The sequence below is a fragment of the Nostoc sp. NMS7 genome, assembly GCF_017115085.1.
Lineage (GTDB): Bacteria > Cyanobacteriota > Cyanobacteriia > Cyanobacteriales > Nostocaceae > Nostoc.
The window spans coordinates 29,229-50,832 of record NZ_JABXKJ010000123.1 but is presented as its reverse complement, the minus strand read 5'-3'; the positions used below and the strand labels follow the sequence as shown (position 1 = coordinate 50,832).

Below are 21,604 nucleotides of genomic sequence, written 5' to 3'. Positions count from 1 at the left end.
TTACTTTCAATCGGCTCTGCATTTATATTATGCAGCTTAAATGCCGATTAGCTTACAACTACCCCAAGACACGGCGATCGCCCCTGTGAAATTGGGCATATAGATCATACTGAGTTAGATGTAGAGCTAGTTTGCTCTGATACAGGTCGCAATCTTGGCAGACCTTGGGCAACATTTCTCGTAGATGCTTATTCACGGCGATTACTGGCAGTTTACCTAACGTTTGACTCACCCTCATATCGTTCTTGCTTAATGGTGCTAAGAATTTGTGTCAAGCGTCACGGTAGGCTTCCCCAAATTGTAGTGGTAGATAACGGTGCAGAGTTTCACAGCGTTTATTTTGAAACACTACTAGCTACTTTTGAATGTACAAAAAAGCAAAGACCCCCAGCCAAAGCTCGTTTTGGTTCGGTTTGCGAACGCCTATTTGGAACTTCCAATACTCAATTTGTCCATAACTTACTCGGTAATACACAAATAACTCGTAACGTCCGCCAAGTCACCAAGTCAGTTAACCCTAAAAATCTAGCTGTATGGACACTTGGTTTACTTTATGAATATCTTTGTGCTTGGGCTTACGAAGTTTACGATACAGACGAACATCCGGCACTTTTCCAGAGTCCGAGGGATGCGTTTGCTGCGGGTATGGCGATTGGAGGCAGTCGGGTTCACCGCATGATTCCTTACGATGAAAACTTTCAGATTCTTACCCTACCTACAACCTCAGAGGGAAAAGCAAAAGTTCAAGTTGGACGTGGTGTAAAAATTAACTCAATCTACTACTGGTCTAATAGTTTCCGCGATCCCCAAATTGAAAATACCTCTGTTCAGATAAGATATGACCCGTTTAATATTGGTATCGCTTACGCTTTTGTTCGAGGACAGTGGGTACAGTGTATCTCTCAATATTATGCAGAACTCCAAGGTCGTTCAGAAAAAGAACTGAAGTTAGCTAGTATCGAATTACGCAAACGCTCCTCAAATCATGCACAACAATCTAAAGTTTCGGCTAAGAATTTAGCAGAATTTTTAGCATCGGTAGAAGCTCAAGAAGCTCTATTAGAACAGCGTTCTTATGATGCAGAAGTTAAGGAAGTCTTTAGAGTAATTGAGGGTGGAAAAGCGACAACAAGCCGTAACGAACAACCAAAACTTATTCAAGTTACTTTTGCCAATACCGATTCTCAAGCGGATGAATATGAAGCGATTGTCCCAGAAACACTTGTAGTGTATGAGGAGTTTTAACTATGACAAAATCTACTGGATTTCCTCTTGAACTCCTCACACGGCCTGGTACAGAAAGGCTTGCTTACTTTGAAAATTACACCGTAGCGCATCCTCGACTTAAAGAAGTCTATGAAATTCTCATGCGAACGATTGCCGAACCCGCAGGAGCTTCATTTATCTTTGTTTACGGTGCTAGTGGTGTTGGTAAAACAACTTTGCGACTCCGCGTTGAGCAGAAATTAACAGAACTAGCATTACCTAAACTGGAAAGCGATCGCAGTCGTGTTCCTGTTGTTGGTGTTGAAGCTGTAGCCCCAGAATCGAGAAACTTCAACTGGAAAGATTACTACACACGCGCCTTAATTGCCTTAGAGGAACCCTTAATCGATCACAAGTTTGATTACGGCGTGCGTGGCATCTCTCGCGATAATTTCGGAAAAATTAATGTTGAGTCGAAAGTAGTTGCACCGGCTCTACGCAGAGCTTTAGAAAATGCTCTCATCCACCGTCATCCAGACGTATTTTTTGTAGATGAAGCACAACATTTTGGCAAGATGGCAAGCGGGTATAAGCTACAAGATCAATTAGACTGCCTCAAATCTGTGGCAAATATGACAGGTATCTTGCATTGTCTATTAGGAACTTACGAATTACTGACATTCCGTAATTTGAGCGGTCAACTCTCACGTCGTAGTGTCGATATTCATTTCCGTCGTTATTGTGCTGACAATCTAGAGGATGTACAAGCTTTCAAAAGTGTATTATTAACTTTCCAGCAGCAGATGCCGCTTGCAGAAGCTCCAGATTTAGTTAGTCATTGGGAATATTTTTACGAACGTACTTTAGGATGTGTTGGCATACTGAAAAATTGGTTGACACGCGCTCTTAAAGATGCTCTGGATCGACAAGCAACAACAGTCACTCTCAAAGACTTACAAAAACGTGCTTGGTCGGTTGCTCAGTGTCAGAGAATGTTCAAGGAAATTCAAGAGGGCGAACGACAATTATCTGAAACGGAAACAGATATACAAAACTTACGCTCTGCATTAGGACTTGGCGCAAAACCAATTGTGCTACCCGAAGAAACCCCAAAAACTACTCGTCCGCCAAGAAAGGTTGGCAAACGCAAAGCTAAAAGAGATCCCATCGGAGTGCAGCAAGATGTTAGCTAGTGTATTAGAAACATACGAATCTTGGGATTTAAAAAAGGTTTCCATTCCATCTCGCAGTCATTTGTATCAATTAGAGCCTGTTGGCATTAGAACACCAATGGTGGAAAGCCTTACAGGATATATAAGAAAGATTAGCGGAGGCTCATTGTATACCTCCAGATGTATTAATTTCACGAACAATCACACCACTACTAAAACAAATATTTTTGAAATCTCGAACTAGTAGAGATTTACGTTCTCTTTTCGACCGTGCCACAGCTATAAATGGTACAGGGAATATAGTAATAGATTTAGTACAAGCACTTCAGAAGCTAACGCTTATAGAAGATTTGCACTTGCTGACCCTGCTATTTTGGTCTGAAATTATTCCCACGCGCAATTTGTTTCGTACCCAAAGCGCTTGGTGTACTGTATGTTACGAAGAATGGCGTTTAGCTAAACAAGTAATTTATAAACCACTACTTTGGACTATAAATTCAGTAAAAGTATGTCCTTTACACAAAATATATCTATGTTTGCAATGTCCTCACTGTCAGCAGGAGTTGCCACTACTAAGTTGGCGATCGCGGCCTGGTTACTGTTCCAAGTGTGGTGGTTGGCTAGGTATGAATCTTCCTGTCAAGTCCTCCTCAGAACTTACGGATTGCTCAACTTTATCTAAAGAAGAATTACATTCGCAAACTTGGATAGTAGAGGTTATTGGAGAATTAATTTCTTCCACCCCATCTTTTAACTCCCCACCAGCAAAAGAAGAAATTGCCAAATCTTTGAGTCTAGTCATAAATGCAGTGACTAATGAGCTGAGTTTGCCCGTTTGATGGGAATGCCGAAGAATACTTTATGGATGTGGCAGACGGGTAAAGCTTTACCAGTGCTTGATATACTTATCAAAATTTGTTATCGCTTAGAAATATCTCTGCTAGATTTACTAAAACCAGAACAACTTGTTGCTAAATCTTTTACGAAAATCTCACACAAAACCATTCGGCGATCGCCCACACTAAGAGCATCTCCAAAACTTTTCGACGCTAATCAAGTACAAGATACCTTGCTAGCAATCCTTGCAAGCGACAACCAGCCACCACTGACAATGGAAGAAGTAGCTACAGGTTTAGGATATAATAGGCGGACAATTTTCAGCCACTTTCCAGATTTATGCCGTGCCATTTCTGCCAAATACCGTAGTTATGGTAAAGCATGTCACACAGAAAAGATACAGCAGTCTTGCAGAGAAGTTAAGCAGATTGTACTTAAGTTGCATAATCAAGGAGAATACCCCTCAGAAGCTCGTGTGTCTGAAATAATGACTCATCCTGGATATCTCCGTTACAAACAGGTTCGTGCTGCTTTAAATGAAACACGACGTGAAATTGGAGTGTAAAGCTATTAAACTTAAAAGGGCAGAGTAAGTTGGCTTCTTTCTCTACACCTGGAAAATTGGAAGCATAACTTTGCCGCCCCCTATCGGAACCATAAGCTTGCCGTTGCGGCAAAGTTATAGGTAAAGTCACAACGACGACAAATAATTAGTCAATCTACAAAAATGGACGTAACTGGATTCGAACCAGTGACCTCTACGATGTCAACGTAGCGCTCTAACCAACTGAGCTATACGTCCTTAACCACACGATTTAAAATCATAGCATAGATTTTCCTGATAAACCAACATAGAGGGCGGAAATTAGGCAAACTCTATTTCCTAGATCACCCTAGTGTATGATCGATAAGGTTATTCGGTTCTGGTGGGAGTCAGCTACCAGAGTTGACTCTTAAAGTTCGGTGCAAATCCGGCGCTTGGGAGCAAATGTCAACCAATTTGAGAGTAATCTAAAATCCAAATTTGAGTAAGTCAGGATGCCCGCCGACATAGATTTATCAGTTCCACATATCTGCGAGGTACAGATGACTACTACTGTAAATATTTCCCCAGCTAGTCCCTTGAGTGTTGCTGACCATACTTTATTTGTTTGCAAAACTTGCGCTAGCGTTTGGCAAGATGGAAAACGCTTAGGTGAAAGTGGTGGTCAAAAACTTCTACACCAACTTCAGCAGCTTGCAGAAGATTGGGACTTACGAGATGAATTCCCAATTCAGGAAGTTGAATGCATGAGTGCTTGTAATCGTTCCTGTGTAGTGGCCTTTGCTGCCAAAGGCAAATTAACATACTTATTTGGTGATTTAGCCGTTGATGGTAGTGCATCTGCGGTACTAGAATGTGCTAGTCAATACTATGCCAAAGCTGATGGTTTACTACCTTGGTCAGAGCGTCCAGAAGCTCTGAAAAAGGGCATTTTAGCAAAGATTCCACCTTTATCTCAATGATCCGCGTTTTGATTCTGGGTGGAACGGGAGATGCCGCAGAACTAGCTGCGAGAGTGGCAAATATCCAAGGGTTAGAAGCAATCACCTCTCTAGCCGGTCGCACCCAAAAACCATCAGTTCCCTTAGGCGATTTCCGGGTTGGAGGCTTCGGTGGTGTGGCTGGATTGGCTAGCTATCTGCGAGGGGAGGAAATCGACTTATTAATTGATGCAACCCATCCTTTTGCTACTCAGATTTCTTTCAATGCGGCAGATGCTGCAACCGAAGTTGGAGTACCCCGTCTGATGTTAATTCGTCCGCCTTGGGAAAAACTAAGTAGCGATCGCTGGATTGAAGTTGACAGCGTTGAAGCCGCAGCAGCCTCTGTAGGAAATCAGCCACAACGGGTATTTTTGACAGTTGGAAGGCAAGAACTCGCTGCTTTTGCTCACTTAGAGAAAATTTGGTTTCTGATGCGGATGATTGACCTTCCTAGCGATGATGCTTTAGTGCCACCGGGAATGATATTGTGCGATCGCGGTCCCTTTACCCTGAATAATGAAAGGCAAATCCTGATTCACAACAAGATTGATACCATCGTCAGTAAAAATAGCGGTGGCGATGCCACAAAGCCCAAGATTATTGCAGCGCGAGAACTGGGACTGAAGGTTATTATGGTAAATCGTCCAGCTATACCCCCAGGGGAGCAAGTTACTGATGTTGATGGTGCTTTGGCATGGCTATTTGCTCGCTGCTAAGTAAGTAGGCAAGAATTAATCAAACTATATTACTGAATGTAAAATTAATTAAATTGGCTCGTAGCAAGGGCTTTAGCCCTATTATCAAGGCTGAGACCCTGACTACAAACCTTTTATGCTTGTTGAATTATTATTGCCCAATCTCCGTATAATACACGGGAACCCTCTACAAGATCCGCGATCGCACTAAGGACTTTCATGAAAAATGTAGCTCTACTATCTGCCATAGTCCTCGCCACCACATCTGGATTAGTTTTCGGGACAATGCCAGCCGCCTCTGCTTTAAGTTGGAACTGGAATTATTCTGGTACTGGCATAGCGGCGAACGGTACTTTCACTACTAATGACACACCTAACGATTTGGGTTTTTACCTGATTTCTGGAATTACTGGTACACGAAATGGGGAAACAATTACAGGTCTGCAAGCCGCCGGGACTCCAATACCAGGAAACGAACCTTATGATGTTGATAATTTAATTAGTCTTAATACTCAGCAGTTAACGGGTGACGGTTTTGGGTATTCCACTTCGGGAGGAAGTTATTCTAGTCCATTTTTCGCTAGTTTTTTGCCGACACCAGGTTATTTAGAGGTTTTTTCTGCACCGCCAATCATACCAGATTCTGAAAATTTGGGATTGGAAGATAGTGAGTTACCTATTAGTTTTTCTGCAACCATAATCACCGTCTCTGAACCCACTTCTATCCTTAGCTTACTCGCCCTCGGCACTCTCGGCGCACCTTCAGTACTCAAACGTCACAAGCTATGCAAATTGACTCGCAACAAGGTCGAAAAAGGTTCCTAAAACCATTAATAAAAACTCACAATAACTCCTTCATTTTGTTTTGAGAAAATGAAAATCTGTATTGTTGGCGCAGGTGCGATTGGTGGATATTTAGGCGCAAAACTGGCACTGGCAGGTGAAGCAGTGACGCTGATTGCGCGTGGTTCTCATTTGGAGGCAATTCAAAAAAATGGGCTGAAGTTGCTTATGGCAGACGGTTCTAGCCAAATTGCTACTCCATCTTTGGCAACTAGCGATATCCAGAAAGCGGGGCGACAAGATGTAGTAATTTTAACTGTTAAGGCTCACAGTGTCCCGGCGATCGCACCTTTTCTCCCTGCACTCTACGATTCTCAGACGATGGTGGTGACAGCCCAAAATGGCGTTCCTTGGTGGTACTTTCGTCAGCATGGCGGTGAATATGAAGGTACACGCATTCAATCTGTTGATCCAGATGGGATTATTGAAGCTAATATTGGTGCTGAACGCGCCATTGGTTGTGTTGTTTACCCGGCAACTGAGATAATTGAACCAGGTGTAATTAAACATATTGAAGGCGATCGCTTTACTCTCGGTGAAATCGACGGCACTAAAACAGAACGCATCCAATTATTAGCACAGACTTTAAAACAGGCAGGATTCAAAGCACCAATCCGCAATCAAATTCGCACGGAAATTTGGATCAAGTTGTGGGGGAATGTGGCGTTTAATCCCATCAGTGCGCTGACTGGTGCTACTCTAGAAGGTATTTGTCGCTATCCCCTGACTCGTGAATTAGCGCGGCAAATGATGACTGAAACTCAAGCGATCGCTGAAAATTTGGGTATAAAGTTTGGCATCACTTTGGAACAACGAATTAATGGGGCAGAAAATGTTGGTGCCCATAAAACTTCCATGCTACAAGATATTGAAGCCGGACGCGCTACGGAGATAGACGCGATCGTTGGCGCGGTGGCAGAATTGGGAAAACTCACTCAAATTCCTACACCTTATATTGATGCTATTTATGCCAGTGTTAAGCTGCTGGAGGCGACTAAAGTAAGAATTTGACGAACCACAGAGGCGCAGAGAACACAGAGAGAGGAGAAATAGAGAGGATTTTTGCGTCAGCTTTGGGATATTTTTTTATTTCTCAGTCCCTTAAGCTGCAATACTCTTGGGTTAAGGCTAAAACTCTTTGTCAAAATCAATTTTTTTAACGAACCGCAAAGGAGAGGCAGCGCGTTGCGGGGGTTCCCACGCCACTTGCTTTATGCCGGGGAACCCGTCCACCGCAGTGGCTCCCCGTTGTAGCGACTGCCGTCGCAAAGGACGCAAAGGAAGAGAAGGAATAAATGCTTAACTGAAGTGTATTGCCTTAAGGTGCGGAATGTAAATTATATAATTATCAAGTTTATGAAGAAAAAAAAAGTATGGCTATTAACAATACTGTTTGTAGCAGTAGTAGGAATCAGCATCATTACAGGAGATAGCAATTCTCTAAAAGCTGCTTCATCTTTAGGTAAAGACACACTGACGATGATTACTTCACCAGATTATCCTCCTTATGAGTTTTATGATACGAAAGGAGGCGATGTCTACGACGGGCTACGCCTACGCCAAATCGTTGGGTTTGATATAGATATTGCTAAGACCCTTGCTGAAAAACTAGGGTTTAAACTTCAGATCATGGAATCTGATTTTAATGGATTAATTCCTGCACTCCAAGCAAATCGCGCTGACTTTGTAATGGCTGGGATGACTCCAACTCCAGAACGTCAGAAAAATATTGATTTTTCAATTATTTATTACGAAGCTAAAGATACGATTGTCGCCCCTAAAGGTAGCAACCTAAAGCAGTCCCAAGACTTATTAGGAAAAAAGGTTGGGGTACAACTAGGAACGATACAGGAACAAAATGCTCAGAAAATTGCTCAAAAAGTTGCGGGTATTCAGCTAAAGCAACTCAACAAAGTGCCGGAAGTAGTTCAGGAAATCAAATCTGGGCGAATTGATGCCGCAATTGTTGAGGATACCGTCGCTAAGGGATTCGCCCAAGCTAACCCAGATTTAGAGTTTAATATTATTCCCTCAGAGGAGGCAAGTGGATCAGCGATCGCTTTTCCCAAAGGTTCTTCTTTAGCAGAACCGTTTAACAAAGTTCTTCAACAAATGAAGGACAATGGCACATTAGCTAAACTTGTAGCCAAGTGGTTTTCACAGAATACTAGCGCCAATCCTGCATCCTCGACTCCTACCAAAGGCGGATTGAATCTCGACTTCACCAGAATTCTTCCAGATATTCCCTTTATTCTGCGGGGAATCCCTTTAACTTTGTTGTTTACGCTATTATCTGTATCCTTGGGGTTAATCTGGGGAACAATACTGTCTCTATTAAAAATTCTCGGCATCAAACCGCTTACCTGGGTTGCTAACGCCTACACCTCTGTTTTTCGAGGCACACCTTTGTTATTACAGTTGGCGTTGGTTTACTACGCAACACCCCAGCTTACAGGCTATGACATTTCCGCATTGGAGGCTGGGGTGCTAACTTTTACTCTGAATTCTGGCGCTTACATGTCGGAAACCATCAGGGGTGGAATTCAGGCGGTGGATAAAGGGCAAAGTGAAGCAGCGATGTCTATGGGTGTTCCCTATTGGTTGATGATGTGGGATGTAATTTTGCCCCAAGCATTAAAGAACATTCTCCCCGCATTGGTGAATGAAACTATCGGATTGCTCAAAGATTCCGCACTGGTTTCAACCATTGGGGTAGTGGAAATATTACGCAGCGCCCAAATCGTTGGTGCAAACAAGTATATTTATTTTGAACCACTGCTATTTGCAGGGTTAATCTACTATGTTTTGGTAATGGGTATGACTTTGGGTGCATCCGCTTTAGAAAGGAGGTTACGGGAAAGTGAGTAATGTAGTCATTCGCACGGAATTCTTATGTAAATCCTTTGGCAAACTCGACGTACTCAAAGATATTTCCACTAAGTTTTATCAGGGGGAAGTGGTTGCCATATTAGGCCCTTCTGGTTCAGGTAAATCTACCTTTCTGCGATGCCTAAACTTGCTAGAACAACCCACCAGAGGAAGAATCTACTTTCACGATCAAGAAATCACTAATCCCAAGGTAAACATTGCTAAGGTGCGCCAACATTTGGTGATGGTATTTCAACATTTTAATTTGTTTCCCCACATGAGTGTGCTGCAAAATGTCACCTACGCACCCATAAAGGTGAAAGGAATAAACAAGCAAAAAGCAGAAGAACAAGGCTTAGAATTGCTTGCTAAGGTAGGTTTAGAGGCAAAAGTGTCTGTGTATCCGTCCAAACTATCTGGGGGACAGAAACAGCGAGTAGCGATCGCTCGTGCATTAGCAATAGAACCAGAGATGATTTTGTTTGATGAACCCACTTCTGCCCTAGATCCAGAAATGGTTAAAGATGTGCTGGAAGTGATCAAAGCTTTAGCACTATCTGGAATCACAATGGCGATCGTTACCCATGAAATGGGCTTTGCAAGAGTTGTTGCCAATCGGATTATGTTCCTCGACCAGGGAAGTTTAGCAGAAGATACTACTCCTGGCGAATTTTTCCAAAATCCTCAGTGCGATCGCGCCAAGCAGTTCTTGGAAAAAATGCTTTAGAACATCAGAAATTCGCCGCCTCGATAATTACGCGTGCGCCAAATAACAGAAGTAGGCGCTCACCTACAACTTGTCGTAACTTGCCAAGATAAGAGTCTGACCAATTCGCCATAATCTTAGAAAAAGTTTCTAAAGAAAATACTAAAGGTAGCAAATAGCGATCGCCTGAAAACAGGATAATGCAGATGAATTGGCGAATTCTTCCCATTCAACCTCTAACTATGGCATCTACACCAAAATCCTCGCTTTTACCAGTAGCAGCCGTATAGATTCTTATAGGCGCTAACACAACTCTTACGAGCGTCACAGCCCGCCGCTATCCTCGCTTCCAGCCGAGATCATTGGAGAGCAAAAGCCAAGTCACTCTCAATAAACAAGGCACCTGTTAGGTTAGCCCCTCTCAAATTGCATTCGTGAAAATTTGCCCCTCTTAAGTCTGCTAGTGCTAAATTGGCTCCTGTTAAATCTGCATGAGTCAGGTTAACTTCACTTAAACAGGCGCTAGTTAGGTTAGCCCCCCTCAGTGAAACTTGTTGCAGGTCTGCCCCTTTTAGGTTTGTCCTCATTAGGTATGCCGAAATCAGGTCGGCTCCACTTAAATTAGCTTGGCTTAGGTCTGCTGCTGTGAAATCAGCTTTACTGAGATTGGCTTGACTTAGGTCTGCCCAACTCAGCTTTGCATAACTTAGGTTAATTCCACTCAGATTCACTGATGCAAGTACTGCACACCTCAAATTAGCATTAACAAAATTTCTTTCTCCGATTGCATAACGGCGTAAAATTTCATCAGCTGTTACTCTGTCTAAAACAGCTTTTGAAGCGCCTTGATAACACCATGTAGCTTCCAATAGTAAGGACGCAGTGTTAACAGCTATCTCATCACATTTAGCGATAATCACACCATTGCAGCCATCCCACTGACCGTTAAGCATAAGGGCAATCTCACTAGCGGCAGCAATTGAGTCAAATAGTAAAATAGATTCTTTGTGGCGTTTTAACCAGCTATTCCAACCAATCGAGATAATATTTTTCATTTCTATAAGTTTTGGCGCTTTCAGACGATTACGGCTCTAACTTCAAGGTATTAATCAACTCTGCTTACTTTCTCTCTATCTGGAGTTAAATATTCAGGGTTAGTTCTACCAGTCACTAGCACAAAAGCCTGGGCTTCGTTTTTCAAGACTGCCTCTTTTTCTTTTATACGCCACTTCGTGACAGAGCGCTGCACACAGCCTACAACACTGATGCAGCCCATTTACAGCGCCCAGTCACAAAAGAGTTACAAATGTCTGCAAGAACTAAGTTCTAAACAGCTGAATTTGAGCGTTCTATCTGCTGCCGAATGGTATCAATAGAAGCATTAATACCAGCCAGTTTGGACTCTAAATCATCTCGCATCCAAATCAAGAATTTTAATTTCCGCTCTAAGCTAGCTTTGTGCGAAATGGGTTCGCTTCCATAACAGGTATTACCCCAAAAAGGAAACATAGTCTACCTCTGTATTTAGCTTTTGTAAGAGTGCAATATATTGCACCACTACATTCTGACTAATAACAATCAGACTGGTGTGGGTAACAACCGACCATTATTGTACGTGTTTAGCGAACACTTGCTAAAAGTTGGCTCAAGAAATGGTGGAGGTATTTAACTATACTGCCATCAACTTTTTCCCCTCCTCCTTTAAGAAAAAGCTGAAGCTTAATTAAACTCTTCAATTTGACAGTAAATAACGAATACCGATCATTAACACAAAGATACCATACAGCTTTTTCATTAACTCACTGCTAATAAATGGCTGATTTGCAAACAATGCCCCGAAGAAGTTACCCACAATTAAACCAACTGCAATAATCAGGGCATATTTGATATTAAGATTACCGTTGCGCTGGTAAACTAAGGCAGCTAAAATGCCGATTGGCAAAATTTGAGCAAAAAAATTGTAGGTTGGGTGGAGGCTTTGCGTAACCCAACATCCTGATATTTGTTGGGTTGCGCTCCGCTCCACCCAACCTACCTCTAATGCACTAACACCATTGCCGGAATCATAATTGCGCCACCACCGATACCAAACATTCCACCAGCAATGCCAGAAACTAAACCGATTAACAACAGTTGGATAAAGATATTAGACATAAAAAATGGTTACTAGATTGGAAATTATAAATTAATTTTCTGGGAAAAGATGGATTTTGGGAGCATTCCATGCACACCTTTTTGGGGACTGTTCACAACTTGAGTAATGTGAAAATTCACAGCTAAACTACACAATACATAAGCATCTTCTGGCGACAAATTTATGAAGCGTTCCAGAAAATTAATCATGTTTTTTAAAGCCAGTTCCAATGCTTCATCTAAGGTTTGAGCAAAACCCATTGTGATGATATCAGTTGGAGTTTCGGCAATTGGTGTTGTCAGTTGTAAATCCTTGCGAAGTTTAAGAGTAATTTTACCATTCATCGAAGTTTCAATGGCGGTGACATTTACTTCGCCATCTCCTTGTGCCGAATGTCCATCACCAATAGAAAATAATCCACCTGGTACGAAAATCGGCAAAAATAAACGAGAACCAGCTTGTAATTCCCGATTGTCGATATTACCGCCGTAAGAACCTGGGGGGACAGAAGTTCGAGAGGTTTCTGGAGTAGCGACACCAAGAATCCCAAAAAACGGCTTGAGAGGAATTTTTATACCAGCACCTGCCGGAAATTCCGCGATATTGTTTGCTAAATCTAGCGGAATGAATTTCAAAGCAGCTTGAGTAAACTGATCTGGTAAAGCTCCCCAACCTGTACGAATGGCATTGAAGCCGACAGGTAAACGAGGTGCGATCGCATCTAATTGTACTTCTAAAACATCCCCTGGTTGGGCATCGCGCACATAAATCGGCCCTGTGAGTAAATGCGGCCCCCCAGCAATTTTGCGTTCTGGTAAAAGATTTTGGCAGATGTCGAGAAATTCTGGTGTGAGAAACTCTGGTGGTGCTTTCTCATAAACGTAGTAACCAGTATAAGTTTCTACGTCAACTGTATCACCAGAGTCGATAATGAGTGCTGGTTCTAGCAGATGGGAGAAACCGCCTAAATGCACGGTTTCTTTTGAGGCTTTTAAAATGTAGTGAGTCACACAATTTTAGATTTTAGATTTTAGATTCAAAAGAGCAATCAAGTCACCAGCTCTGTCATTAAATTTGTGATCTGTATTCACGATAATTGGCAGAGAAAATGGAGACTGGTGCTAAAGGAGATATCTAACATCAGCATCCTCACAGTCCATCTGTACCACACAATTTCTTCCTTGTGCTTTTGCCTGGTAGAGTCCCTGGTCAGCAGCAGCAATTAAGGTTGCAGGAGATAATTGGCTATGAGGAGTGATGGTTGACACACCAAAACTTAAGGTGATGAATTCATTGACATCAGAATGCAAATGAGGTATTCGTAATCTACTCACATTGGTCTGAATATCTCTTGCAACTGCGATCGCCCCTTGAATATCAGTATTCGGCAAAATGACTGCAAACTCTTCTCCACCATAACGAGCAACTAAATCAACAGGGTGTTTAACTGTCTGAGAGATTGCTTTGGTAACCTGTCTGAGTGCATCATCTCCTGCCAAATGTCCATGCGTATCGTTGTAAAGCTTAAAGTAATCGACATCACACAAAATCAAAGATAGTGAGCCTTGCTCTTGTGCCAACCGTTGCCACTCTACGGTGAACGTGTCATCAAAGCAGCGTCGATTTGCCACTTGGGTTAGACCATCCGAAGAGGCAAGGCGCTGTAATTCCTGGTTTACTTGTTGTAATTGGTGGTAAAGTTCTGATTGCTGAATAGCGATCGCAGCTTGACCTGCTAACTGCTTAAACAAATTAACCTCAGATTGCTGCCATTGTCTGGGGTGATAGCATTGGTGAGCGATCAATAGTCCCCACAAACGGTCTTGGTGCAAAATGGGTACTATCAGGTTTGACCGGATTTGCAAACTCCGAAGCATATCAATATGACATGGCGATAGTCCCGCAGTTTCAATGTCTTCAATCGCTTTAGTATTGCCTTGTTGATAGTAACTTGCATGCGTGGATTTAAAGCATGTGTCCATAACGTGAAATCCCAGGATGGACATACAGCCTTCTGCTAAGGATTCTACAGCAACTAAACCACTCCAGTCTGGCTTAAACTGATAAATCAGTACTCGGTCTATCTCAAACAGTTGTTGTACTTCGGCTGCTGTGGTTTGCAAAATCTCGTCTAACTCTAGCGATTCTCGAATGCGCTGTGTCACAGCCGCGACAATTCGCTCAGACTCGCTTTGGTGTTGAACCTGCTGCTTAACTACCTGAGAATTTGCTGATGCTACAGTTAATGTGATCGGATCAAACTGAGGGGTTATAGTCAGAGGCACTGCATTGGGTTTAGCAATCAAATAGCCTTGAGCAAGATTTGCACCTCGTTCTCGCAGCCAGTTCAGTTCCTCAATGCACTCAATTCCTTCCGCAACAGTCTGGATATTTAAGTTTTGAGTAATCTCTAGAAGCTTCTCGGTAATCGAAGCTTTGTAAACATCTTGATGCACATCTCGAATTAACTCCATGTCCAGCTTGATAAAGTCTGGACGTAACTGATGTAGCAAGTTTAGGCTGGAATAGCCAGAACCCAGATCATCAAGGGCAACTAAAAACCCAGCATCCCGGTAGTATTGCAGCACCGTCTTGAGATGGTCTAAATCTTGAGGATTGTCTGACTCCACGACTTCAAAAACAACCCGATCATGGGAAATGCCCGCAGCATCAATTGCCTCTACCGTACTACGTAGGCAAAAAGCGGGGTCATAAAGTGACGTTAGTGCAAAATTGATGAAGATGTGCCCACTTACTTGATAGCGACTGACTTGAGTAATTGCGCTCAGGCGAGCAACTTGGTCAAGTTGTGGTAGGAGTCCGGCTTCGGTTGCTAACTCCAGAATTGGTTTCGGTAGCAATATATTGCCTTGTTCATCCAGTCCCCGCAAGAGCGATTCATATCCAAAAATCTGCGATGTATCCTTAATTGAGACAATTGGTTGCAAGTAACTGGTGAATCGCTCCGTTGCCAGCATTTCAACCAGCCAGTCGGATTGGTTCAACTTAATGAAGCGTTGTAATGAGGCTATGTCACTAAAATCCTGAATTTGAGGTTGCATAGCGCCTCGAATGAAAAGGACTTGCGTCTCTTTTAATTCTCTCGGTGCAAGTAGTTTGGCTAGGTTACGCGCAATTTTTAGCGACTGTCCGGGTTTACAGTCCAAACTTAAACCTGGTCGCTCGTGCATCAGTTCATACTTAAGGGCAAACTGCTGTAGGTAGGAGGTAACTTTTTGCAGAGTATGTGGAACGGGGAACCAGAGAAAGAGCTTACCTGCCTCCTCAGTCCGGCAGCGTGCAACATTGCGACAAGCACAGGTTTTGGAGATGCGACATGTTTGACTCATAGCTAACTAATTTGCTCAATGCGATTTAGTTTATTATTCCCACTGTTTATCCGATAAAAGATAAACTATACTTCAAATAGATGAAGATTTGATGAGTTCGGCAAACTGAATATTTTAGCTGATCAGCGGATTTGCCAACATCTTACAAACTTGATATTAACTGCTCAAGCAATTGCCGATAGCTTTTATCCAATCAGGCAAATTAACAAGTAGTTATATAAAAAATTTAAAATCATAAGATAAAAGCAAAAATTAGTCAGTGTAGCAAGAACTTTCAGATGGATTAATTAAGATTAAATATATATTGCTTCAGAATGAATCTAGCCTAAATCAAGAACAAAAGCTTTCCACGAATTCAGTAAATAATCTTCTGTTTGAGAGGATATTTTAAAAGTGTTCTTTATTATCCAAAACTCTTAGAAACATCAAGCACTGGATATTATCAATTTTGACGACAGAGTGTTTTTTTGCGCCTATTACTCCTGAGATAGAGATTGTGATCTCAAGTCAGAGCATCACAACTTTCTTCATAATTTTAATTTATCGTTTTAACAAAAAAGACTATTTGATTTTATTCTCAAAGTCGCTTTATCCTGAAATCAGCAGAGGACTTACGCTGTAGGGCCAATTCATGTAGCTTTAGCTGACGGCAGGGTATTGCCCCTACCTACAAATTATTCTTTTGGGCTATTGTTTGCGTAAGTCTTGCAGTAGAGATTTGAACTTTGAACAAATACAAACTTGGCTTGCGATACAGCTAAAAGCTAAGTAATTAAATATCCAAATCTCTATAGCTATCAAACTTAGGTGAAAAAGAGGTGCTACATCAATCCGGCAAAATCATTAACCAGCAACATCAACTTTCAGAAAGCAAAAAAGGACAATAGCTAAATGTTAGAGCAGATTGATTACCCCACCAGACCCAAAACAAGTGCAATGATTATGAAACTTTTCCAAATAACTCTAGTGGTCTTAGTACTTTTGATCAACTTAGCAATTCTATTCCCCTCTTGGGCAGAAAGAGCGCCTTCTTTAACTAGCAATCCTAACTACTTTCAAGTAGGACAAAAAGTCATTTGGCTTTACAAGCCCCGCGCTGATTCTAACGATATCCAAAGAATCACCGCCGAAGTAGTCAAGTTAAGTTCCAAGCAAGTGCAAATCAAGGTACACAAACATAACAAGGAATTTGTCAATCGTTGGGTGAATCCAAACAAGCTTGAGAATTCACCAAAAGTTAAAGAGTCAGTACTCTAAAATTTAGCCAAATGGAAGTAAATCTAGTCCTAGCTAGCTACAAAGCTCTTTAGTGGATAAAGTAGTTGGATTTAGGGTGAGATCAGCTATTTCACATCTAAATATGCATATAATGGTAATTGTAGAAAGAGTGTATCTACGATTATGCCAGCTAAAGGACATCTGAGGCGATGCGGAAGCCGCCACTTCGTCAACGCAACCAGAGATTTTACTGTCTGAGTTAAAAGATAGTAATTCTCCACAGTTAACACAAAGGATATTAATCTGATTTCTAATGGATGATAAAAAATAATATATGGATAGTAAAGAATTAGCGCAATACATCGAAGCTACGAATAGCATTACCAAACCTTGGCTATTGGTGCAACTGCGCCTCAAGAAATTACAAGAGCGTCGAGCCACCCTTACAAACGATGTCTATACCAAAGAATTAGAAGATATTTACCAAGACTTGATGAATTTGGGGGAATGGTGGCATGGTATTGAAGATGAGGTATTTTAAAGTGATGAGTTATCAGCTATGAGTTTTCCTAACTCTTAACTCCTAACTCCTCACTTTTAACTTAAAACGCAACCTGATGCCTCAAGCTCTCGATCAAGTCGATTACGATACTCTCGATGCTGCAAAACGACGCTTCATCGATGCCGCCAAACGCACACTTGGCTTTGCAAGCGCTTATGGCATCGTGCCTGCATCCGGCCTCGGAGCTAGCGCTAACGCTTTTAGTTTTAACCTGGCTCCGTTTCTAGAGGCGGGGGCTAGGGAACTTTCGATGACACTTGTACCCGAAGGACTGGGCACCGCAGACGATACCCGGCCTGACGATCTCTGTGAAGAAGAGCTTCGGCGATTCTGGTGGAATATCGGTATCAAGATCATCTCATGTCTGACGAACGACGCGGCAACCTCAGGTATGCAGACTATACTTCTCGGTCTTTATCTGCCGTCGAGTACTCCTGAAACGATCTTTACTCCCGCTTTCCTTGATGGGTTTCTAGATGGAGTAGTTGAGGGATGCAAACGAGTGGGCTGCGTATATCTCTCAGGGGAAACTCCTCAACTAAAAACTAAGATGATTCCAGGCCGGCTTGACATCGCAGGCTCGGTTTTTGGGGTCATGCCGGCTGGTGTCGCTCCCATTGATAGCTCGCGTCTGGATGCCGGAAATACCATTGTTCTGGTCGAAAGTTCGGGACCCCATGAGAACGGCTTTACCCCACTGCGAAAGCTCGCCCAGTCGCTCTCTGATGGCTACAGAACAAAACTTCCGAGTGGGCAGGAGTTATGGTCAGCGATGAATGCTGCGTCGCATCTCTACACGCCGCTTGTCCAGGCGGTGCTTGGCGAGGGAATTCGTCCCACGGCAATGGAAAATATCACTGGCCATGGCTGGCAAAAGCTGATGCGGTCGGTGAAGCCACTCCGGTATGTCATCGAAACGATGCTGCCAGTGCCGGAGATATTTACGTTTGTCGAGGGTCATCTTGAGGGCGGGGTTCAGACGATGCTTTCCGTGTTCAACTACGGTGCAGGATTTGCATTTTATACAGAGTCGCAGCAGGATGCAGAAAGAATCGTGATGCTCGCAAGAGAACATCAGCTTTCGGCTGTGATTGCAGGAAGGGTTGAAGCGTCCCTTAGCCGCGAGGTGGTGGTAGAACCGCTTGGAGTCACCTTGAAGGGGGATTCTTTTGGAATTGCGCGAGGGGTATAGTGATTTAGGAGCGATCGCCAGTTTTCTGGAAGCTATTGTAGACAATTATCCATTTAAAATTACAGGATTCTCTTAGTTTTGCGATGCCCTTCTCTACGAGACGCTCCGCGTAGCTTGCTTCCACGAAGTGGTACGGCGCAGGTGTTACCCTGAGCCCTTCGACAAGCTCAGGGTAACACCTGCGGTGGGCTACGCCTACGCACAAGTCATTACTGTTAGATAAAATCAGTGTAAATATTGAGATAAATAATATTTTTTACACACAATATAAAGGTTTCATTTCCGGCTGATTAGAGATAATTACTCTACTAAAGCTTTACTATCTAAGTAATTTAACACAGATACTAGAGGCGGATTGATGAAATTTTGGATGCAATATTTATTACTACTGCAAATAAAAGTAGTCCAAAACACCCATGACTACCGAGATTAAGATTTGCTAACGTAGTCTTAACATATTGAAAAATTTGCTGATTAAGCTGAGAAAGTAGCAGCCAACACTAATTTTTAGTGCTAGGTCTTTCTCATCTCTAGATGTGGCGTTTTAGTGTGTTAAGAATTATATTTTTATTCTGAGGGGGTTATGGTTATAAATTTTGCCCAGACTACTGCTTCGGCAGAACTTTTGAAGCAAGTATTTCATAACATTGATGCACATAGTTGTCCAAGGTTATTCAACTTTCATATGCACACTGTCTACTCAGATGGGAGGTTGCAGCCGAGTGGATTGATGGAGCAAGCGATCGCTATTGGGTTAAAAGGGTTAGCGATCACCGATCATCATGGTATTATCGGCTATCAAGCATCACTTGCTTGGTTAGAAGACTGGAAGTGGAGTAATCCTAGTGCAATCATTCCTCACCTGTGGAGTGGGGTGGAAATTAATGCCAACCTTTTGGATATAGAAGTTCACATTTTGGCTTACGCTTTTGAAACAGAACACCCTAGTATGAAACCCTATCTGCAAAGAAGGGCGACTATAGGCCAAGAATATCAGGCAAGTAACGTGATTGCCGCTATTCATGAAGCTGGGGGATTGGCAGTTTTGGCTCATCCAGCTCGTTATAAGCGATCGCATTTTGACTTAATTCCAGCTGCGGCCCAAAAGGGTATCGATGGCGTGGAAACTTTCTACGCCTACAACAACCCTACCCCTTGGAAACCCAGCATCTTGGAATCAGAACAAGTGCAAAAGTTAGCTGATGAATACTTTCTTCTCAATACCTGTGGTACTGATACTCACGGCTTGAGTCTGCTACAACGCTTGTAAAGATGAATCCATTTGTTTTTAATACCCCTGGTTCAAGCAGCCAGGAGGTTATTTTTTGATCATGATTGTGTCTTTAGCAGCTTTTTCCTTACGTTCACTGTAGCGGTCTGTGAGATAATCAACTTTGTCACGCAATAGCAAGGTAAACTTATAAAGTTCTTCCATAACATCAATGACGGGATCGCGGTAGGGCGAATCCTTCATAGTGCCATCTTCGTTAAACTCCTGATATGCTTTAGCCACTGAGGATTGGTTGGGGATAGTGAACATTCGCATCCAGCGCCCAAGAATTCTTAATGTGTTGAGGGCGTTGAAAGACTGCGAGCCACCGCTCACTTGCATGAGTGCCAAAGTTCCGCCTTGAGTCGGGCGCATGGCTCCCATAGTCAGGGGAATCCAATCAATCTGGTTTTTCATTATACCAGAAATCTGACCGTGCAACTCTGGGCTAGACCAGACTTGCCCTTCTGACCACAGGCTTAATTCCCGCAACTCCTGCACCTTTGGGTGGGTGTCAGGTACGCTGCCGTAAATTGGCAGTTCACGCGAGTCGAAAAACTTTACCTCTGCCCCAAATTCTTCAATGATGCGTGCGGCTTCCTCTGCCAAGAGGCGGCTATAGGAACGCTCACGCAGGGAGCCATACAAAAACAAAATTCTGGGGGGATGGTCAAATGTCGTCATAGAAATTTCATGATACAAATTAATTGCTGGGACAAATAAGTGTAGAGCTACAGAGACTAAGAACAGGTGGATTAAGGGGTTATTTCTACCTCGCTTTGACACTTAGATTGTGTAGTTCACCAACTTGAAACCTGCTGTATTTTTCGTGAAAATTTGCTTTGGGTTTGTTGATCCACGGACGGCATATCAATAACAAAACAACCAGTAAAAAATATGAAATTAGTCCTGTCGCACCGATGATGAATAACCCTGGTAGCCTATCTTTTATCGTTTCAGACTTGAGCTTCTTCCACCAATCTTCATCCATTGCCTTATCCCAGTATCTAATAGTAATTAACAAAGCCATTTGCATAAATTCCCAAGTGCTACTCAGAGGTGAGCTTATTCTTCTGCTAACTCTCGCAAGAAGCTAGTTTGGGCTTCTCGCAGTTCAACTTCCGGGTTTGCGGTTTGGATTACCTCTATCGCATCATCGTAAGACGAACCAGCATGAATTAAGTAACAAGCAAGCATCGTTCCCGTCCGTCGTCTCCCACTGGTACAGTGAACTGCAACCCCATTGCCAAGGGGATTTTGTTGATCAATGAAGGTTTGTAATTCCTGAAGTTGCTCTAAGCTGGGTGCAGTGCCACCTTTGATTGGCAACCAGAGATGAGGAATATTTGCCTTTTGATACAAATCTAAGTTTGAGGGGTCATCCATAACAGAGACGATCGCACCAATTCCACTCGCTTGCAATGCTGGGAGTTCGTCAGCCGTGGGTTTGCCAACCCTTCCTAATTTGCCTGGAATCACCCACCACAGGTTTTCTGAAATTGGTTGAATTGTTTCTTGCTCCATTGGTTTGAGTCTTAATCTAATCTCAGTACTACAATTTGATTTAAGGTTGCAATCTTTATCGAGCAGGTGTAATTTGTTTATTCACAGACTGAATTAGTTGAGTTACCCGTTCCCTGATTTCATCGCGGACTCTCGGAAAAATTTCCGGTTGTTCTGCCGGATCATCTAACTGCCAGTCTTCAAATACTTCGCGTGTCACCCATTCCGGCGGCAAATTTACGCCACAGCCACACAAAGAAATCACTACATCAAAGTCTTGGGCTTTGAAATCACTCAGGGGTTTGGAGTGTTGATCGCTAATATCAATACCAATTTCTTTCATAGTAGCGATCGCTTCTAGCCTGACAAGACTTGCTTCTAAGCCAGAGCTAATCACTTCAATCTTTCCCTTGCCAAGAGTTTTAGCAAAACCTTCCGCCATTTGGGAACGGGCAGAATTCTTTTTGCAGACAAACATTACACGTTTCATAGTTCAATTCCTCCGAATAATCTGAGTAAAT

Annotated in this window: 22 protein-coding genes, 1 tRNA gene and 2 pseudogenes; 14 read left to right on the top strand and 11 right to left on the bottom strand. The window is 42.7% G+C overall.

What is annotated here, in order from left to right:
* The first annotated feature begins 90 nt into the window (after positions 1–90).
* The 4 genes and pseudogenes from HWQ38_RS12610 (at position 91) to HWQ38_RS12595 (ending at position 3,780) form a co-directional block, all read left to right on the top strand.
* Positions 91–1,245 (top strand): transposase family protein, encoded by a 1,155-nt coding sequence (locus HWQ38_RS12610; RefSeq protein ID WP_366933279.1) that lies wholly within the window; start codon positions 91–93, stop codon positions 1,243–1,245.
* Positions 1,246–1,247: 2 nt separating this feature from the next.
* Positions 1,248–2,399 (top strand): ATP-binding protein, encoded by a 1,152-nt coding sequence (locus HWQ38_RS12605; protein WP_292793824.1) that lies wholly within the window; start codon positions 1,248–1,250, stop codon positions 2,397–2,399.
* A 140-nt stretch (positions 2,400–2,539) separates the two neighbouring features.
* Positions 2,540–3,217, top strand: a pseudogene (locus HWQ38_RS12600) (TniQ family protein); the annotation flags it as partial.
* A gap of 5 nt (positions 3,218–3,222) precedes the next feature.
* Positions 3,223–3,780: a hypothetical protein gene (locus tag HWQ38_RS12595; RefSeq protein ID WP_292793822.1), complete on the top strand. Its 558-nt coding sequence runs from the start codon at positions 3,223–3,225 to the stop codon at positions 3,778–3,780.
* A 163-nt stretch (positions 3,781–3,943) separates the two neighbouring features.
* On the opposite strand, the gene HWQ38_RS12590 is transcribed toward HWQ38_RS12595, so the two are convergent.
* Positions 3,944–4,017, bottom strand: a tRNA-Val gene (locus HWQ38_RS12590).
* Between the two features lie 284 nt (positions 4,018–4,301).
* Between HWQ38_RS12590 and HWQ38_RS12585 the strand changes: the two genes are divergently transcribed.
* The 6 genes from HWQ38_RS12585 (at position 4,302) to HWQ38_RS12560 (ending at position 9,875) form a co-directional block, all read left to right on the top strand.
* Complete coding sequence (locus HWQ38_RS12585) at positions 4,302–4,721, top strand: DUF1636 family protein (protein WP_292793820.1); 420 nt, start codon at positions 4,302–4,304, stop codon at positions 4,719–4,721.
* Positions 4,718–5,458 (top strand): cobalt-precorrin-6A reductase, encoded by a 741-nt coding sequence (locus tag HWQ38_RS12580; protein WP_292793818.1) that lies wholly within the window; start codon positions 4,718–4,720, stop codon positions 5,456–5,458. The genes HWQ38_RS12585 and HWQ38_RS12580 overlap by 4 nt, the downstream gene beginning before the upstream one ends.
* Before the next feature lie 198 nt (positions 5,459–5,656).
* Entirely contained in the window at positions 5,657–6,262 is a 606-nt protein-coding gene (locus HWQ38_RS12575) for a PEP-CTERM sorting domain-containing protein (RefSeq protein ID WP_292793816.1), read from the top strand.
* Positions 6,263–6,310: 48 nt separating this feature from the next.
* On the top strand, positions 6,311–7,291 hold the full coding sequence (locus HWQ38_RS12570; protein ID WP_292793814.1) for a 2-dehydropantoate 2-reductase: 981 nt from the start codon (positions 6,311–6,313) through the stop codon (positions 7,289–7,291).
* 345 nt (positions 7,292–7,636) lie between these two features.
* Entirely contained in the window at positions 7,637–9,148 is a 1,512-nt protein-coding gene (locus HWQ38_RS12565; protein WP_292793812.1) for an ABC transporter permease subunit, read from the top strand.
* A complete protein-coding gene (locus tag HWQ38_RS12560) occupies positions 9,141–9,875 on the top strand; it encodes an amino acid ABC transporter ATP-binding protein (protein ID WP_292793809.1) in 735 nt (244 codons plus the stop codon). The genes HWQ38_RS12565 and HWQ38_RS12560 overlap by 8 nt, the downstream gene beginning before the upstream one ends.
* 4 nt (positions 9,876–9,879) lie before the next feature.
* Here the strand turns inward: HWQ38_RS12560 and HWQ38_RS12555 are convergent, their stop codons facing one another.
* The 6 genes and pseudogenes from HWQ38_RS12555 to HWQ38_RS12530 form a co-directional block, all read right to left on the bottom strand.
* Positions 9,880–10,083, bottom strand: a complete 204-nt coding sequence (locus tag HWQ38_RS12555) for a hypothetical protein (protein WP_292793807.1) — start codon at positions 10,081–10,083, stop codon at positions 9,880–9,882.
* Between the two features lie 130 nt (positions 10,084–10,213).
* Positions 10,214–10,909 (bottom strand): pentapeptide repeat-containing protein, encoded by a 696-nt coding sequence (locus HWQ38_RS12550; RefSeq protein ID WP_292793805.1) that lies wholly within the window; start codon positions 10,907–10,909, stop codon positions 10,214–10,216.
* 271 nt (positions 10,910–11,180) lie between these two features.
* Positions 11,181–11,363 carry a hypothetical protein gene (locus HWQ38_RS12545; protein ID WP_292793803.1) on the bottom strand — a complete coding sequence of 61 codons (183 nt, stop codon included), beginning with the start codon at positions 11,361–11,363 and terminating at the stop codon, positions 11,181–11,183.
* 223 nt (positions 11,364–11,586) lie between these two features.
* Positions 11,587–12,008, bottom strand: a pseudogene (locus tag HWQ38_RS12540) (TSUP family transporter).
* A 24-nt stretch (positions 12,009–12,032) separates the two neighbouring features.
* A complete protein-coding gene (locus tag HWQ38_RS12535; protein WP_292793801.1) occupies positions 12,033–12,998 on the bottom strand; it encodes an acetamidase/formamidase family protein in 966 nt (321 codons plus the stop codon).
* Positions 12,999–13,109: 111 nt separating this feature from the next.
* Positions 13,110–15,338, bottom strand: a complete 2,229-nt coding sequence (locus HWQ38_RS12530; protein ID WP_292793799.1) for an EAL domain-containing protein — start codon at positions 15,336–15,338, stop codon at positions 13,110–13,112.
* A 942-nt stretch (positions 15,339–16,280) separates the two neighbouring features.
* On the opposite strand from HWQ38_RS12530, the gene HWQ38_RS12525 reads away from it, so the two are divergent.
* The 4 genes from HWQ38_RS12525 to HWQ38_RS12510 all read left to right on the top strand — a co-directional run bounded on the left by HWQ38_RS12525 (position 16,281) and on the right by HWQ38_RS12510 (position 19,580).
* Positions 16,281–16,595 carry a hypothetical protein gene (locus HWQ38_RS12525; RefSeq protein WP_292793797.1) on the top strand — a complete coding sequence of 105 codons (315 nt, stop codon included), beginning with the start codon at positions 16,281–16,283 and terminating at the stop codon, positions 16,593–16,595.
* A gap of 295 nt (positions 16,596–16,890) precedes the next feature.
* Positions 16,891–17,097: a hypothetical protein gene (locus HWQ38_RS12520; RefSeq protein ID WP_292793795.1), complete on the top strand. Its 207-nt coding sequence runs from the start codon at positions 16,891–16,893 to the stop codon at positions 17,095–17,097.
* 76 nt (positions 17,098–17,173) lie between these two features.
* A complete protein-coding gene (locus HWQ38_RS12515; RefSeq protein ID WP_292793793.1) occupies positions 17,174–18,310 on the top strand; it encodes an AIR synthase related protein in 1,137 nt (378 codons plus the stop codon).
* Positions 18,311–18,893: 583 nt separating this feature from the next.
* Positions 18,894–19,580, top strand: coding sequence for a PHP domain-containing protein (locus tag HWQ38_RS12510; RefSeq protein ID WP_292793791.1), 687 nt, complete (start codon positions 18,894–18,896; stop codon positions 19,578–19,580).
* A 48-nt stretch (positions 19,581–19,628) separates the two neighbouring features.
* Here the strand turns inward: HWQ38_RS12510 and arsH are convergent, their stop codons facing one another.
* From arsH to arsC, 4 genes are all read right to left on the bottom strand, one after another.
* Entirely contained in the window at positions 19,629–20,264 is a 636-nt protein-coding gene (arsH, locus tag HWQ38_RS12505; RefSeq protein WP_292793789.1) for an arsenical resistance protein ArsH, read from the bottom strand.
* 85 nt (positions 20,265–20,349) lie between these two features.
* Entirely contained in the window at positions 20,350–20,610 is a 261-nt protein-coding gene (locus tag HWQ38_RS12500) for a hypothetical protein (protein ID WP_292793787.1), read from the bottom strand.
* A gap of 35 nt (positions 20,611–20,645) precedes the next feature.
* Complete coding sequence (locus HWQ38_RS12495) at positions 20,646–21,104, bottom strand: dual specificity protein phosphatase family protein (protein WP_292793785.1); 459 nt, start codon at positions 21,102–21,104, stop codon at positions 20,646–20,648.
* Positions 21,105–21,159: 55 nt separating this feature from the next.
* A complete protein-coding gene (gene arsC / locus HWQ38_RS12490) occupies positions 21,160–21,573 on the bottom strand; it encodes an arsenate reductase, glutathione/glutaredoxin type (RefSeq protein ID WP_292793783.1) in 414 nt (137 codons plus the stop codon).
* Between the last annotated feature and the right edge of the window lie 31 nt (positions 21,574–21,604).

What these genes read in the sequence shown, in the direction of transcription:
- HWQ38_RS12585 (WP_292793820.1), top strand. Translation starts at nt 4,302, where the DNA reads ATGACTACTACTGTAAATATTTCCCCAGCTAGTCCCTTGAGTGTTGCT.
- HWQ38_RS12525 (WP_292793797.1), top strand. Translation starts at nt 16,281, where the DNA reads ATGAAACTTTTCCAAATAACTCTAGTGGTCTTAGTACTTTTGATCAAC.
- HWQ38_RS12575 (WP_292793816.1), top strand. Translation starts at nt 5,657, where the DNA reads ATGAAAAATGTAGCTCTACTATCTGCCATAGTCCTCGCCACCACATCT.
- HWQ38_RS12520 (WP_292793795.1), top strand. Translation starts at nt 16,891, where the DNA reads ATGGATAGTAAAGAATTAGCGCAATACATCGAAGCTACGAATAGCATT.
- HWQ38_RS12515 (WP_292793793.1), top strand. Translation starts at nt 17,174, where the DNA reads ATGCCTCAAGCTCTCGATCAAGTCGATTACGATACTCTCGATGCTGCA.
- arsC (WP_292793783.1), bottom strand. Translation starts at nt 21,573, where the DNA reads ATGAAACGTGTAATGTTTGTCTGCAAAAAGAATTCTGCCCGTTCCCAA.
- HWQ38_RS12510 (WP_292793791.1), top strand. Translation starts at nt 18,894, where the DNA reads ATGGTTATAAATTTTGCCCAGACTACTGCTTCGGCAGAACTTTTGAAG.
- HWQ38_RS12570 (WP_292793814.1), top strand. Translation starts at nt 6,311, where the DNA reads ATGAAAATCTGTATTGTTGGCGCAGGTGCGATTGGTGGATATTTAGGC.
- HWQ38_RS12565 (WP_292793812.1), top strand. Translation starts at nt 7,637, where the DNA reads ATGAAGAAAAAAAAAGTATGGCTATTAACAATACTGTTTGTAGCAGTA.
- HWQ38_RS12545 (WP_292793803.1), bottom strand. Translation starts at nt 11,363, where the DNA reads ATGTTTCCTTTTTGGGGTAATACCTGTTATGGAAGCGAACCCATTTCG.
- HWQ38_RS12550 (WP_292793805.1), bottom strand. Translation starts at nt 10,909, where the DNA reads ATGAAAAATATTATCTCGATTGGTTGGAATAGCTGGTTAAAACGCCAC.
- HWQ38_RS12595 (WP_292793822.1), top strand. Translation starts at nt 3,223, where the DNA reads ATGCCGAAGAATACTTTATGGATGTGGCAGACGGGTAAAGCTTTACCA.
- HWQ38_RS12500 (WP_292793787.1), bottom strand. Translation starts at nt 20,610, where the DNA reads ATGGCTTTGTTAATTACTATTAGATACTGGGATAAGGCAATGGATGAA.
- HWQ38_RS12495 (WP_292793785.1), bottom strand. Translation starts at nt 21,104, where the DNA reads ATGGAGCAAGAAACAATTCAACCAATTTCAGAAAACCTGTGGTGGGTG.
- arsH (WP_292793789.1), bottom strand. Translation starts at nt 20,264, where the DNA reads ATGACGACATTTGACCATCCCCCCAGAATTTTGTTTTTGTATGGCTCC.
- HWQ38_RS12580 (WP_292793818.1), top strand. Translation starts at nt 4,718, where the DNA reads ATGATCCGCGTTTTGATTCTGGGTGGAACGGGAGATGCCGCAGAACTA.
- HWQ38_RS12605 (WP_292793824.1), top strand. Translation starts at nt 1,248, where the DNA reads ATGACAAAATCTACTGGATTTCCTCTTGAACTCCTCACACGGCCTGGT.
- HWQ38_RS12555 (WP_292793807.1), bottom strand. Translation starts at nt 10,083, where the DNA reads ATGGGAAGAATTCGCCAATTCATCTGCATTATCCTGTTTTCAGGCGAT.
- HWQ38_RS12530 (WP_292793799.1), bottom strand. Translation starts at nt 15,338, where the DNA reads ATGAGTCAAACATGTCGCATCTCCAAAACCTGTGCTTGTCGCAATGTT.